We start from the raw sequence: 14,053 nt of genomic DNA, 5'->3' as shown, positions 1-14,053 counted from the left end.
CCGCAGAAACAGAAACGCCCGCGACTGCGGGCGTTTCTGTTTGCAGGCTCTCTGGTACTGCGCGGAAGAGCGCCCTACGCAGCCAGCATCGCCTGCGCCACTTCGCGGCGTGGGCCGTCGCCGCAGAGCTTCTCGACCAGTTGCAGGGAGAAGGCCAGCGCGCTGGCCGGACCCTGGCCGGTGACCGTATGGCCGTCGCTGACCACCGGCAGATCCACGTAGTGCAAGAGGCTGTCGCGGAAAGCCGGGTAGCAGGTGGCCTGCTTGCCATCGAGCAGGCCGTGCGGCGCCAGGGCAAAGGCAGGTGCGGCGCAGATGGCGCCGATCCAGCGGTGCGCCAGGCGTTGCTGGCGCAGCTTTTCGATGAGCGGTGCGTGAGCGCCCAGGGCGCGGGCGCCGTTCTCGCCGCCGGGCAGCACGATCAGATCGAAGTTCTGGCTGGCAACGATGTCGTAGTGGGTATCCGGCATCAGCGCGATGCCGCGGGTGCCGGTGACCGGGCTGTTGCCCAGGGCCGCCAGCGTGACCTTGACGCCGGCTCGACGCAGGACGTTGACGATGGTGACGGTTTCCAATGACTCGGAACCATCGGCAACGACAACCAGGGCCGTCTTGGACGCTTTTTCCATCGGGTTCTCCTCGTCTGAATATGGCTTTTTATCGTTTTACCACCACGGCATCTTGACCCAGGTCAGCGCCGCCGCGTGTGGGCTCAACATTTGGTCGTACGCAGGGCGAGCGCGGAACTCAAGGTTGTTACAATGCCGCCCTTGAGTTCGCACGATACCCCAAGGACGCGAATACGCCAGAGGAGCGCATGGAATACCGCCACATCAAAATCCCGACCACGGGCAAAAAAATCACCATCCAGAACGGCAAGCTGCAGGTTCCGGATCAGCCCATCGTCGGCTACGTCGAGGGCGATGGCATCGGCCCCGACATCACCAAGGCCTGCTTGCGCATCTGGGATGCGGCGGTTGCCAAGGCCTACGACGGCAAACGCAAGATCCACTGGTGCGAGACCTATCTGGGCGAGAAGGCCGCTGGTCTCTACGACGGCAACTACTGCCCCGACGAAACCCTGAAGGTGCTGCAAGACCTGGTGGTCTCGATCAAGGGGCCGCTCACCACGCCGGTCGGCGGTGGCTTCCGCAGCCTCAACGTCGCGCTGCGCCAGGATCTCGACCTCTACGCCTGCGTGCGTCCGGTCAAGCACTACGCCGGCGTCCCCAGCCCCCTGAAGCAGCCGGGCAAGGTCGACGTGGTGATCTTCCGCGAGAACACCGAAGACGTGTACGCGGGCATCGAATACAAGTCCGGCACGCCGGAGAATGAGAAGGTCGCCAAGTTCCTCAAGGAGGAAATGAAGGCGAAGTTCTTCGACGGCGCCGGCATCGGCATCAAGCCGATCAGCGCCTATGGCTCCAAGCGCCTGGTGCGCATGGCCATCCAGTACGCCATCGACAACGGCCGCGAGTCGGTGACCCTGGTGCACAAGGGCAACATCATGAAGTTCACGGAAGGCGCCTTCCGTAACTGGGGTTACGAAGTTGCCCGCGAGGAATTCGGCAACGTCACCATCACCGAAGAGCAGCTCTACGGCGAGTACAAGGGCAAACAGCCGGAAGGCAAGATCGTCATCAAGGATCGCATTGCCGACATCATGTTCCAGATGATGTTGCTGCGCCCCGACGAGTTTGACGTGCTGGCCACGCCCAACCTCAATGGCGACTACCTGAGCGACTCGGTGGCGGCGGAAGTCGGCGGCATGGGCATCGCCCCCGGCGCCAACATCTCCGACAACTGCGCCGTGTTCGAGGCCACCCACGGCACCGCGCCCAAGTACGCCAACCTCAACAAGGTCAACCCCGGCTCGCTGCTGTTCTCGGGCGTGATGATGCTGGAGTACATGGGCTGGCAGGAAGCCGCCGACCTCATCACCCTGGTCTACCCGGAAGTGATCGGCGACGGCATCGTGACCTACGACTTTGCCCGCCAGATCGAAGGCGCCACCGAAGTCGGCACCAGCCAGTTCGCCGACGCGCTGATCGAGCGCATCCAGGGCGGCGTCGACCTCGAAGCCAAGCGCAAGGCCCAGGCCGAGCAGCTGGTGAAGGAGCGCAAGCAGCGCGAGATCCGCCGCCTGCTGCAGCCGATGGAAGAGATGCTCGACACCGGTCGCGTGCCGCACACCGTCGCCGACCTCATGACCCGCACCCTCATCACCGTCACCGACAACGAGACGGTGGAAGAGGCCATGCATGTGATGACCGAGAGCGATGTTTCCTCGGTGGTGGTGGAGCCCAATGCCGCCGGCGAGTGGGGCATCCTCACCCGCCGCGACATCATCGCCAAGATCGTCCGCGCCAGTAAGTCGCCCAGCGCCACCAAGGTCAAGGACGTCGCCACCCGGCCGCTCAAGTCGGTGCCGGCGGAAACCCTGATCCAGGAAGCCGCCGCGATGCTCGCCGACCACAACTTCTCGCGCCTCACGGTCGAGCAGGGCGGCAAGATCATCGGCATCGTCACCGAGACCGACATCGTCAAGGCCGTAGAGAAGTTCGGCTGGGGCCTCGACCAGACGATCTGATTGCGCGGTTTTTGATTGTGTCCCCTCCCCCCTGGTGGGGGAGGGGTTGGCCCAGGCGAGAACTGACTCAATGTCAGTTCGAGTTAAGCCAACCCCGGGAGAGGGGGAGGGCGACCGCAAGGTCGCCTTTTCCATTTCGGAGGAAGCAAAACCAATGAACATCACCCTCTTCGTCATCGGCGACGAAATCCTCTCCGGCAAGCGCCAGGACAAGCATCTCGCCAAGGTCATCGAGCTGCTCGCCGCCCGTGGCATGGCGCTGTCGGCGGCGGAATTCCTCGGCGACGACCAGACCCAGATCGCTACCGCCATCGCGCGCGTGGTGGCGCGCGGCGATCTGCTGCTCTCCTGCGGCGGCATCGGCGCCACCCCGGACGACTGCACCCGCCAGGCAGCAGCATTCGCCTTTAAGCGCCCGCTGGAGCGCCACCCCGAAGGCGTGGCGCTGATCGAAGCGCAGTACGGCGAGCGCGCCTATCCGCACCGCGTGATCATGGCCGAGTTCCCGCAGGGCGCCGGGCTCATCCCCAACCCGATCAACCGCGTCGCCGGCTTCCATGTGGGCGACGCCCACTTCGTCCCTGGGTTTCCCGAGATGGCCTGGCCGATGCTGGAATGGGTGCTGGACGAGCGCTATCCGCAGCTACGCAATGCCGAGCCGCCAGTGGAATACCGCCTACGCGCCTACGACGCCGCCGAGGGCGACCTGCTGACGCTGATGGAAGAAACCCTGGCTGCGCATCCGGGCCTGAAGCTCTCCAGCCTGCCATTCCGCGCCCGGCCGGACGAACCGGCGCATATCGAATTCGGGTTCAAGGGAGCGCAGGCGCAGGCGGCCAGTGCTTACGCGCTGTTTGAGGCCGGTTTGAAAGCCCGTAGCTTGCGGACTGAGTCGCTCAAAAGCCCTTAGCGAGTCTGGCTTTTTCTAGAGCCTCAACGCCTGTGCTCAGGCGCGGCTCCGCCGAAGGCGGAGACGTCGCACTGGAGCGCATAGTTAGGCTGCTTTGCACGAGGACTCACTTTGGCCCCCAGATGGGCCAGAGTGCGAGGATGCCTAAGAGATAATAGAGAACGAAAATCATGGCGCGAATCGTGCCCTGACGATCTCCGGCTTTTACTCTCTGAGATGAAGTGCTGAACCCAGCGACGTAAACGACTGGGTAAGCCATGACTGCAACCGTGTAGACCTGCTGAAGCAACGATGCGCCATATGCGGTTAGCGCAAAGATGCCTCCTATAAAGAGAACTGGCGAAGCAAGTAGCGGCAAGCCGCAAAGCAGGCGCAGCGTGACAAGGGAGCCGCCACTGGAAGACGTTTCTTTCATGGCCTAACGCCTAAATTAAGCGGCGGGCGCAGCCCGTCCGCTTGAATGAATAGTTAGAAGTCACAGTGCTGCCCCTCCAAATACTCGAAATGCCACAGGCGGAATGGCCCGAACGAGTAAAGAAACCACGCGGTAACTGAGACAGAGCAACTAACAACGAAGAAGTACGCCCAGCTGGGGCTAATGAGAAGCGCGCCGGAAACGCAGCCAAGTAGCACAAATATTGGAAGCAACAGCAGCCGAGGCAAAAAATAAAAGATGCGCATGGCCAAGTGCACGAACAATCCCAAGACAGCACATGCAACCAGCATGAAGAAGAAAGCGAAGAAGCCAAAAAGCATGCTCCCGCCCAAGCCTCCAGATACCTCCGGATTTAATGCGTCCGCGATGACGATTGAGATAGAGCCGACAAGTGCAGACGACGCTGCAATTGCCACGATACGAATAAGCTCTTCGCCACGGAACGGAGTCATGTGACTTCTAACGCCCCAGCTCAGCCGACGTATTGCCGTAGCGAAGCGAAGGCAAAACGGTCGGCTGTAGCGCCATGTTGGGCCTCAACATTCTCTCCTTCGGGACCTACGCTTGTTCTGCTCCTTCTGCAGGTGCTGAAAAAGCTCAATAAGAGTGTGCTCGCCCGCATGCTTGGTTTGTTGGACGTTCATGACCCGAGCGATGTCGTCAACGGTGGCGCGGCGAGCAAGCGTTCCGAGGTCCTCTGGAACAATGACAGCGCCACCGGTAAATGGAAGCACATTCCACCAAGGACCAACTGCGCGAGACATGCGATGGTCTTCCTGCTGTGCGATCCAATCGCGAGCCGGGCATCGCTCAGAACGAAGGCAGATCCCTTCATGGCCATAGCCATCGACGATGACGTCACCGACAGAGAATTTCATCTTGAGGTCCAACGCCCAGGTTCACCCGCGGCCCTGACGACGCGAAGCGGCGGCAGGGACGTCGGGTGGAACCACTGGTTGGGGCTCAATCTCCATCGCCACAAGAATCTCTTCAAGAGCTTTGAGTTTGGCTGAGACACGAGTTTTTTGACTCTCTGGAAGAACCTCTGGGCAGACGGCTCTCCACATCTCAAAGAGCTCCTGACGATCACGGAAGTGAGCCAAACAGCCCGCCGTTATTGCTGTATACATACGACGTTCTATGTTGTTGCAGAGGTGGTGCGCCCGCCTTTGGGGCTCGGAATTTAAGCCGGCAGCACACTCTGCTAGAGACGCGTAGCGCGCATAGAACGGAAGACCATCCTTTTCGAATGCTAACGCCATAGAGGCCGCTGTTTTCCCTACGGCTTGATCCGGGGCCGCATGGGGTAATGCAAACGTGTAGCGCCGCGCGACAGACGGCGGAAACAGCTCAAATGCGCACGAGACCGTGGAGGTGTTTTGTCGATTCTCAGCACCGTGTACCAGACCAAGCTGGTTCACTATGTCCTCGACGGGATCGTGACGCACGCTGACCACCAACGAATAGACTTCACAAATTGTGCCGTTGACTACCCCGGGGTGCGATGTCCAGAGGAAGTGGTCAAAGCCGTATTGGGTCTTCCGAAAGAAGGAACTACGCTTTGCAACATAGCGAAACCCCAACGGGCGCACCAACGGTGCTACTGCTTCGACGAGGCGACCGCCCAGCGCCTTCATGGCCTTGAGCCCCAACGCGAATTAGATGGAACACGGATCGCCGCCTAATCTGGCGGCGCGTCCGTATAATCTGGGAAGGGAAATTTCAACATGCTGAATTGCAAGGCGATTTCTCGCTGCGTTCACGCAAAACACGGAACACAACATGGACATGTTGGGACTCCCTGAAAATTCTTCTGATTGTTGCCTGCGGCTTCCCTAAGCCGCATCGCCTGCTGATGGTTGTAGCCGCAAGCGCGACCCGGTGCAATGGTCGCCTTGGCGCGATCAGCTGCCCGCATCCTCTGGCGAGATCGGCGCACGATTGGCCGTCGCTCGTGGGGTTGGCTGCCAGCCGGCAAGCACGCAGGTGCCGATTACCAGCACCGCACCCAGCAGACTCCAGCCGTCGGGCGTCTCGCCCCAGATCAGCCAGCCGAGCAAGCCGGCGAAGACCACGGCGCTGTAGCCCATCGCGCCCACCCTGGCGGCGGGGGCACAGGCATAGGCGCGGGTGAGTTGCAGCTGGCCCAGGGTGGCGAACAGCCCGGTGCCCAGCAGCACGCCCAGTTCCTTCCAGCCCAGTGGTTGCCAGTGCCAATACAGGGGGATGGCCGAGATCACCAGGCCGACGGCGCCGAAGTAGAACACCACGCGCATCGGTGGCTCGGTGTCGCTGATGCGGCGCAGGCTCACCATCGCGCAGGCGGCGAACACGCCGCTGGCGGCACCCACCAGCGAGGCGAACGAGAGCCCCAGCGCGGCGGGTTTGACGATCAGGGCGACGCCGGCCAAGCCCAGCAGTGAGGCCGGGATCAAGAGGGCCGGTGGCCGCTCGCGCAGCACCAGCCAGGCGATGAAGGGGATGAACAATGGCGAGCTGTAGTTGAGCAGCAGCGCCTCGGCCAGGGTCAGGTGGCTGATCGCGTAATAGAGCGTGTACATGCCCAGCAGACCGAAGCCGGAGCGCCAGAGATGGCCGCCGAAGCGCTGGGTGCGAAAGGCGCCAGAGCCCGCGCGCAGCAGCAGGGGCATCAGCACCAGCACCGAGATCAGGTTGCGGGCGAAGACCAGCAAGTAGTTGGACACCCCCACCTGGGCGGCAGCCTTGGCAAAGGCGCCCATCAGGGCGAAGGCGGCGCCGGCGCTGGTGACATGGAGCGCCGCGCGGCGCAGATTGGTGGACATCGGCAAGGCAGACGGGCGCCGCGGAAGAGGGGCAAGACAGGGCGGCGCGACAGGAGCGCTAGTCTAGCGGCGTCTGCGGTGGGCTGACCGATGGCGGCAGAAACTGACAGAACCTATGATCCTCGCGACACAAGCTGGCAGCCATCGCCCGGCCGTCGCGGTGAGGAGTTTCTCCAAGAGAACCAGTATGCCGACCGCTCAATCCGCTTCAGGCCACCGTCCAGTCATTCTCCTGGTTGAGGACAACCTCGCCGACCTCCGTCTGGCCCAGGAGGTGCTCAAAGAAGCCAACATGCCCCACGAGCTGCTCGTGGCGCGCGACGGGGAGCAGGCGATGAGGATGGTGCGCAAGGAGGGCGAGTACGCCGGCATCAAGCGGCCGGACCTCATCCTGCTCGATCTCAACCTGCCTCGTAAGCACGGTCGCGAGGTGCTGGCGGAGATCAAGTCCGACCCCTATCTCAAGCGCATCCCGGTGCTGATCCTTTCTACCTCCAAGGCGGAAAGCGATGTTGCCGGCTGCTACGACGCCCACGCCAACTGCTTTCTCACCAAGCCGGTCGCGCTCGACGACTTCGCGGTGCTGGCCGGTTTGATCCGCGACTTCTGGCTGCACTGGGTGCAGCTGCCACCGCCGCCGCAAGTGCAGACATGAACCGTTCGCAGACTCCCAGCGCGCTGTCGGTACTGCTGGTCGAAGACTCTCCCTTCGACAGTCGCCTGCTGATCGAGGCCCTGCGCCCGGCCACGCAGTCCGGCGAGGTGGTGGTGCAGACGGTCAAGCGGCTGTCGCTGGCGGTGGCGGAGTTGCAACGTTTCAGCTTCAGCTGCGTGCTGCTCGATCTCGGCCTGCCGGACGGCCAGGGCGTGGACAACGTCCGCGCCCTGCGCGAGATCGACAGCAGCGCGGCGATCATCGTGCTCACCGGCCTGGACGACGAGCGTTCCGCCACCCAGGCGCTGCAACTGGGAGCGCAGGACTATCTGCTCAAGGGCGAGATCGACGGCGAGCGGCTGATGAAGCAGATCCGCCGCGCGGTGCAGCGCAACCGCCAGACCGTGGAGCTGGAGCAGCAGCTGGATGGCAGTTTCTTCCAGGCCAGCCGCGATCCCCTGACCCTGCTGCCCAACCGCCCGCTGCTGCTCGACCGCGCCCGCCTGCAACTGGCCGAGGCGCGGCAGCGGGACGGCGAATTCGGCGTCGCCTGCCTGCTGCTGGATGGCTTGGGCGCTGCCCGCAACCAGTACGGCGCGGTGGTCGCCGATGAACTGGCGCGGCGGCTGGCGGAGCTGATGGCCGAGAGCCTGCGCGGCTCCGACACCCTGGCGCGGCTGGACGACGAGCAGTTCGCGCTGCTGATCTACCCGCTGCCCGAGCCCAGCCTGCTGATCGAGGCCGCGCGGCGCCTGATCCAGCGGGTGGAAGGCCTGCGCCAGATCGGCCATTGCGCGGTGCAACCGCAGCTGCGCATCGGCCTCGCGGTGTTTGCCGGCGGCAGCGAGAGCGCCGAGGAGTTGCTCGCGCGCGCCCAGGGCGTGGCGGCGTCGCTGCCGCTCGGTCGCAGCGGCATGGCCGGTCTGGATGCCGGCGAAACACTGGCGGCGCCGGCGCCGGGGCCGGCCCCGACCACCGCGTTCACGCCTATCGACCTCGATGGCCGCTGGCAGCCCTGGGTCGATACCGAGACCGGTCTCTGCATCGGGCTGGAGCTGTTGCCGCTCGACAGCGCCGCCAGCCTCGTGGCCACCGACAGCCAGCAGAGCGCCGAGTGGGCGCTGGCCTGCGCGGAGTATCTGGGTCGCGCCTGGAGCGACTGGGTCGCCGGCGGCTTTCAGGCCGAGCGCCTGGCGCTGAACCTGCCCGCCGCCTGCTTGCGCCTGCGCGAATTCCCGGCGCGCCTGCAAGCGGTGCTGGCACCCTATGACCTGCCGGCCCGCTGCCTGAACCTGGAGGTGGAGGAGCTGGCCTTTCGCAATCCGTCGCCGCACCAGGAGGCCTTGCTGGCGCTGCATGCCCTGGGCTACCGCCTGGTGCTGGACGGCGACGGCGGCGATACCAGCATAGGCCAGCTCAGCCAGCTGCCGCTCGCCGCCCTCAAACTCAGCCGCGGCCTGTTGCGCGGCCTCTTGGACGACAACCTGCAAGGTGCCAGCCGGCGCTACTTCAACGTGGTGCTGGGGGCTGCCCGCGGCCTGGGGATACCGGCCATCGCCACCGGGGTGGATTCCGCCGAGGCCCTGGCGGCGCTGCGGGTGATCGGCCTGCGCTGGATGCAGGGCGACCGCCTGGTGGCGCCGCTGGAGGCGCATCTGGTGCCGGTGCAATGGCCGCGTCCGGTGCGCCTGGCGTGACGCCAGAGCTGTTGTCGGTGGACGGCCTGCTTCCCCACGGCCTCAGCTTCGCCGGCCACGACGAGTTGCTCTGGCTGCATGTGGCGGCCGATGCGCTCACCGCGCTGGCCTACTTCATGATTCCGATGACGCTGGTGTACTTCCTGCGGCGTCGCCAAGAGGCACTGTCGTTTGGCTGGGCGGTCTCGCTGTTTGCCGCATTCATCCTGCTCTGCGGCACCAGCTATGTGCTGGGGCTGATCACTCTCTGGTCGCCGATCTACTACGCGCAGGGCCTGGTCAAGGTGCTGACCGCGCTGGTGTCGATCGCCACCGCCGCCGCGATCCTGCCGCTGGTGCCGCGCTTGCTGGCGATGCGCAGTCCGGCAGAGCTGGAAGCCTCCAACCGGCAGCTGGCGCAGGCCAACGCCCGGCTGGAGGAGACCAATCACCAGCTGAAGGTCGAGATGGCCGCGCGCGAGGTCGCTGAGCGTGAGCTGCGGCGCTCGCTGACCGATCTCAACCGGGCGGTTGCCGAGCTGGAGCAGTTTGCCTACATCGCCAGCCACGATCTGCAGGCACCGTTGCGCAACATCGCCGGCTTCGTGCAGCTCTTGGAGCGCCGCTATCGCGAGCGGCTGGAAGGCGACGGCCTGGAATTCCTCGACTTCATCGGCCAGGGCGTGCGGCAGATGAAGGCCTTGATCGAAGACCTGCTGGCGCTCTCGCGCGTGGGTCGTGGCTCCGAGACACGGCTGGAGGCCAAGCCCCTGGCCGAGACCCTCAGCGAAGCCCTGAAGCCGCTGGCAGCACAGATCGCCAGCAGCGGTGCCGAGATCGTCCATGGCGAGTTGCCGACGCTGCTGGCCGAGCACCGGCTGCTGGCGCAGCTGTTCCAGAATCTGATCGGCAACGCGCTCAAGTTTCAGAAGGCAGGCACCCGGCCGCGCATCGAAGTGCGTTGCACCGCCGAGGGCGAGCGCTGGCATGTGGTCATCGCCGACAACGGCATCGGCATTCCGCCGGCGCAGCTGGAGGCGGTGTTCGCGATCTTCCGGCGCCTGCATCCGCAGGACGAGTACGAGGGCAGCGGTATTGGTCTGGCCATCTGCCGCAAGATCGCCGTCCATCACGGCGGCGAGCTGTATGCCACCTCGGAAGGCGAGGGCAAGGGCAGCGAATTTCACCTGCTGCTGCCGCAGCAGCCTAGCCTGCGGGAAGTGAGCCTGGGCGTAGCCGACCCCAACGTCGGCGCTGGCTAGTACGGACGCAAGACCCGCCGGCTACGGGCGGCTCGGACGCAGCACCGCCTGCTTGCCACAGTGGTCCCGCACCTCGGCGCCGCAGGCGCGTGGCTGTAGGCCGCGGTCCAGGCAGATGCGCAGCTCGCGCAGGTAGTTGCCGCTGCATTGCACCGCCAGCATCTCGGGCTTGAGCGCCGGGTTCGCGGCGCGGAAATCCGCTTCCAGCGCTGTTGGCGCCAGGCTCAGGTAGTCGCGCGGCGCGATGTAGCGCGCCGGGATGCGGATGCTGCGGTAGGCGCGCTCGACGGCGTCGAAATAGCCTTCGGCGCCCAGGCCGCTGCACACGCCGTGCTTGTTCCACTCGTGCAGGATCAAGGGCCGGCTGGGCATGATCGGCAGCAGGCGCTGGATCAGCGCCTCCGGCAGCCACTCGCCCTTGCCGCAGTCCTTGGGCCAGCCGCGCTCGTGCTGTGGCCACAGGCCATGCACCACGAAGCCGTAGGGGCGGCGGCACTGGCTGTCATTGGGGCGCGCCTCGCTGGCGCAATACTGCGGCGACCAGCTCAGCGCCAGCAGGTAGTAGTCGAAGCGGCCCGGCGGGTCGGCGCGCGCGCCGGCAACCAGGCCCAGCGCCAGCAGCAACAGCGGCCACAGACTCCTGCGCATCTACAGGCCGTAGTACAGAAACCAGCTGGTGGCCAGGCCGATGGCGCCCAGGCCCACCACCAGGCCGCTGGTGCGCGGCCATTCCAGCCGGGTCCAGAGCATCAGGCCGGAGAGGCAGAGCAGGATCAGCGCGCCACCGATGGTGTCGATCAGCAGCACCCACAGGGCGTTGGCGCCGGAGCCCTTGTGCAGGCGGGTGAGGGTGCCGAGCAGGCCGGCGTCCTGCTTGTCGAGCTTTACCAGACCGGCCCCGGGGTAGTACTCGGCGCTGTAGTTGCGGCGCGGTTCGGCGAAGCTCAGCAGCCAGCGCTCGGGGATCTCCAGCTCGCGGCCGTCGAACAGCACCTTGCTGGCCTTTTCCACCTTGATGCCGGGCGGATTGCGCGCCGGCACGCCATGGTTCTGCTGCAACCAGGCCGCGAGCTGCTTGGGGTCGGCGCGCGCCTCCATCGGCACCGGCAGCTGCACGCTGGATTTCTCCAGCAGCGTCACCGGCAGCGGCAGGATGCTGCGGTGATTGAGCAGAATGCCGCTGAAGCCGATGCACAGCCCCATCAGGGCACCCCAGAGTCCGATCCAGCCGTGGATCGTGCGCAGCTTGCGCAGAAAGCGGATGCGTAGGCTGCCGCTGGGACTGGCGGCGGGGCTGGCGGTGAGGCTGGACATGAAGGGCTCCGGTAGGGGCTGCATCAGGCCTGGCGACGCAGGGCCTGCGCCTCCAGGGCGGTGACGGTGGCGACGTTGACGATGCGGCGCACGGTGGTCGACGGCGTGAGGATGTTCACCGGCGCCGCGCAGCCCAACAAGATCGGGCCGATGGCGATGTTGTTGCCGGCGGCGGTCTTCAGCAGGTTGTAGGCGATGTTGGCGGCGTCGAGGTTGGGCAGCACCAGCAGGTTGGCGGGGCCGCGCAGCGTGGTTTCCGGCAGGGCGGCCAGACGCAGGGACTCGTCGAGCGCGGCGTCGCCATGCATCTCGCCATCCACTTCCAGCTCCGGCGCCTGCTCGCGCAGCAGGGCCAGCGTCGCGCGCATCTTGCGCGCCGAGGCATCGTCGTGGGTGCCGAAATTGGAATGCGAGAGCAGCGCCGCCTTCGGCTCGATGCCGAAGCGGCGGATGCTCTGCGCGGCCATGCGGGTGATCTCCGCCAGTTCCTCGGCGCTGGGGTCGAGGTTGACGTGGGTATCGACCAGAAACAGCTGGCGGTCGGGCAGGATCAGGGCGTTCATCGCCGCGTAGACGCAAGTGCCGGGGCGGCGGCCGATCACCTGGTCGATGAACTTGAGATGGCGGGCGGTGGTGCTGCCGGTGCCGCAGATCAGGCCGTCGCCCTCACCCTTGCGCAGCAGCATGGCGCCGATCAGGGTGGTGCGGCGGCGCATCTCCAGCTTGGCGAACTGCGCGGTGACGCCGTCGCGCGCACGCAGCTGGCGGTAGTCCTCCCAGTATTCGCGGTAGCGCGGGTCGTTCTCGGTATTGACCACCGAGTAGTGCTCGCCTTCCTTCAGGCGCAGGCCGTAGCGCTCCAGGCGTTTGGCGATCACCTCGGGGCGGCCGACCAGCACCGGCTGCGCGATCTTCTCGTCGACCAGGATCTGCGCCGCGCGCAGCACCCGCTCGTCCTCGCCCTCGGCGAAGATCAGCCGGCTGCGCTGGCTCACTTCGACCCGTCGCGCGGCAGCGAACACCGGCTTCATCAGCGTGCCGCTGTGGTAGACGAACTGCTGCAGCTTCTGCCGGTAGGCCTCGTAGTCGGCGATCGGCCGCAGCGCCACGCCATCCTCGGCCGCGGCCTTCGCCACCGCCGGCGCGATGCGCACGATCAGGCGCGGGTCGAAGGGTTTGGGGATCAGGTATTCAGGCCCAAAGCGCAGCTCGCTGCTGCCGTAGGCGCTGGCCACCATGTCGTCGCTTTCCTCGCGCGCCAGCTGGGCGATGGCGCGCACGGTGGCGATCTCCATGCCACGGGTGATGGTGGTGGCACCGGCATCCAGCGCGCCACGAAACAAAAATGGAAAGCAGAGGACGTTGTTGACCTGGTTGGGGTAGTCGGTGCGGCCGGTGGCGACGATCGCGTCCGGCCGGGCCGCCTTGGCCAGTTCCGGCAGGATCTCCGGCGTCGGATTGGCGAGCGCGAAAACCAGGGGGCGCGGCGCCATCTTGGTCACCATCTCCGGCTTCAGCACGCCGCCGGCGGACAGGCCCAGGAAGATATCGGCGCCTTCGATCACCTCGCTCAGCGTGCGTGCCTCGGTGGGCTGGGCGTAGCGCGCCTTGTCCGGGTCCATCAGCTCTTGGCGACCCCGGTAGACCACACCGGCCAGGTCGGTGAGCCAGATGTTGGCAATCGGCAGGCCCAAGTCCACCAGCAGTTCGACGCAGGCCAGCGCCGCGGCACCGGCGCCGCTGACCACCAGCTTCACCGCGTCGATGGCCTTGCCGGTAACCGCCAGGCCGTTGAGCACGGCGGCGCTGACGATGATCGCGGTGCCGTGCTGGTCGTCGTGGAACACCGGAATCTTCATCCGCGCGCGCAAGGCGCGCTCGATGGTGAAGCACTCCGGCGCCTTGATGTCTTCCAGATTAATGCCGCCGAAGGTCGGCTCCAGCGCGGCGATGATCTCCACCAGCTTGTCGGGGTCGCGCTCGTTGACCTCGATGTCGAAGACGTCGATGCCGGCGAACTTCTTGAACAGCACCGCCTTGCCTTCCATCACCGGCTTGGCGGCCAGCGGCCCGATGGCGCCCAGCCCCAGCACCGCGGTGCCGTTGGTGATCACCGCCACCAGATTGCCGCGTGCGGTGTAGCGGTAGGCGTTGACCGGGTCGGCGACGATTTCCTCGCAGGCGGCGGCGACGCCGGGCGAGTAGGCCAGGGCGAGATCGCGCTGGTTGGACATCGGCTTGGTGGGCGCCACCGAGAGCTTTCCGGGAGTCGGAAACTCGTGGTAGTCGAGGGCGGCGTGGCGTAGCGATTCGCTGGTACTGGACATGACTGCGGTAGGGACTCTGGTCCTGGCTGCAAAGCCGGAACGCTATGGTAGTCCCTGGCAGGGCGACTACCGCCCTGCA

13 protein-coding genes are annotated in these 14,053 nt (G+C 65.6%); 6 read left to right on the top strand and 7 right to left on the bottom strand.

Translation table 11 applies throughout. The features are described 5' to 3' along the window. Nucleotides 1-74: 74 nt before the first annotated feature. The gene (locus AC3WT6_RS07950) at nt 75-629 is read right to left on the bottom strand and encodes a DJ-1 family glyoxalase III (RefSeq protein WP_492653048.1); all 555 of its coding nucleotides are present in this window, start codon (nt 627-629) and stop codon (nt 75-77) included. Nucleotides 630-817: 188 nt separating this feature from the next. Here AC3WT6_RS07950 and icd point away from each other — a divergent pair, with 188 nt between their 5' ends. Both icd and AC3WT6_RS07940 read left to right on the top strand, forming a co-directional pair. Further along, a complete protein-coding gene (gene icd / locus AC3WT6_RS07945) occupies nt 818-2,590 on the top strand; it encodes an isocitrate dehydrogenase (NADP(+)) (RefSeq protein WP_492653047.1) in 1,773 nt (590 codons plus the stop codon). 154 nt (nt 2,591-2,744) lie between these two features. Then, nucleotides 2,745-3,500: a competence/damage-inducible protein A gene (locus tag AC3WT6_RS07940; RefSeq protein ID WP_492653046.1), complete on the top strand. Its 756-nt coding sequence runs from the start codon at nt 2,745-2,747 to the stop codon at nt 3,498-3,500. 106 nt (nt 3,501-3,606) lie between these two features. On the opposite strand, the gene AC3WT6_RS07935 is transcribed toward AC3WT6_RS07940, so the two are convergent. Both AC3WT6_RS07935 and AC3WT6_RS07930 read right to left on the bottom strand, forming a co-directional pair. Beyond that, nucleotides 3,607-3,915, bottom strand: coding sequence for a hypothetical protein (locus tag AC3WT6_RS07935; protein WP_492653045.1), 309 nt, complete (start codon nt 3,913-3,915; stop codon nt 3,607-3,609). A gap of 53 nt (nt 3,916-3,968) precedes the next feature. Then, a complete protein-coding gene (locus tag AC3WT6_RS07930; RefSeq protein WP_492653044.1) occupies nt 3,969-4,388 on the bottom strand; it encodes a hypothetical protein in 420 nt (139 codons plus the stop codon). Between the two features lie 132 nt (nt 4,389-4,520). Here AC3WT6_RS07930 and AC3WT6_RS07925 point away from each other — a divergent pair, with 132 nt between their 5' ends. After that, a complete protein-coding gene (locus AC3WT6_RS07925; RefSeq protein ID WP_492653043.1) occupies nt 4,521-4,949 on the top strand; it encodes a hypothetical protein in 429 nt (142 codons plus the stop codon). 891 nt (nt 4,950-5,840) lie between these two features. Here AC3WT6_RS07925 and AC3WT6_RS07920 read toward each other — a convergent pair. Then, the gene (locus AC3WT6_RS07920) at nt 5,841-6,740 is read right to left on the bottom strand and encodes a DMT family transporter (RefSeq protein WP_492653042.1); all 900 of its coding nucleotides are present in this window, start codon (nt 6,738-6,740) and stop codon (nt 5,841-5,843) included. A 187-nt stretch (nt 6,741-6,927) separates the two neighbouring features. On the opposite strand from AC3WT6_RS07920, the gene AC3WT6_RS07915 reads away from it, so the two are divergent. Genes AC3WT6_RS07915 through AC3WT6_RS07905 form a run of 3 tightly spaced genes read left to right on the top strand, consistent with a single transcriptional unit; the run spans nt 6,928 to nt 10,333 of the window. Next, on the top strand, nt 6,928-7,395 hold the full coding sequence (locus AC3WT6_RS07915; RefSeq protein ID WP_492653041.1) for a response regulator: 468 nt from the start codon (nt 6,928-6,930) through the stop codon (nt 7,393-7,395). Then, the gene (locus tag AC3WT6_RS07910) at nt 7,392-9,092 is read left to right on the top strand and encodes an EAL domain-containing protein (RefSeq protein WP_492653040.1); all 1,701 of its coding nucleotides are present in this window, start codon (nt 7,392-7,394) and stop codon (nt 9,090-9,092) included. The genes AC3WT6_RS07915 and AC3WT6_RS07910 overlap by 4 nt, the downstream gene beginning before the upstream one ends. Continuing rightward, a complete protein-coding gene (locus AC3WT6_RS07905) occupies nt 9,065-10,333 on the top strand; it encodes a sensor histidine kinase (RefSeq protein WP_492653039.1) in 1,269 nt (422 codons plus the stop codon). The genes AC3WT6_RS07910 and AC3WT6_RS07905 overlap by 28 nt, the downstream gene beginning before the upstream one ends. Before the next feature lie 21 nt (nt 10,334-10,354). Here AC3WT6_RS07905 and AC3WT6_RS07900 read toward each other — a convergent pair whose 3' ends face one another. From AC3WT6_RS07900 to AC3WT6_RS07890, 3 genes are read right to left on the bottom strand one after another with little or no spacing between them, the layout of a single operon-like run. Next, the gene (locus tag AC3WT6_RS07900; protein WP_492653038.1) at nt 10,355-10,981 is read right to left on the bottom strand and encodes a ribonuclease T2 family protein; all 627 of its coding nucleotides are present in this window, start codon (nt 10,979-10,981) and stop codon (nt 10,355-10,357) included. Next, nucleotides 10,982-11,647 (bottom strand): PepSY-associated TM helix domain-containing protein, encoded by a 666-nt coding sequence (locus tag AC3WT6_RS07895; RefSeq protein ID WP_492653037.1) that lies wholly within the window; start codon nt 11,645-11,647, stop codon nt 10,982-10,984. Nucleotides 11,648-11,670: 23 nt separating this feature from the next. After that, a complete protein-coding gene (locus tag AC3WT6_RS07890) occupies nt 11,671-13,974 on the bottom strand; it encodes an NADP-dependent malic enzyme (protein WP_492653036.1) in 2,304 nt (767 codons plus the stop codon). Between the last annotated feature and the right edge of the window lie 79 nt (nt 13,975-14,053).

The sequence above is a fragment of the Stagnimonas sp. FW305-C-60 genome (assembly GCF_058782965.1).
Note: the sequence above shows the minus strand (reverse complement) of the source record. Positions and strands in the feature narration are given on the sequence as shown.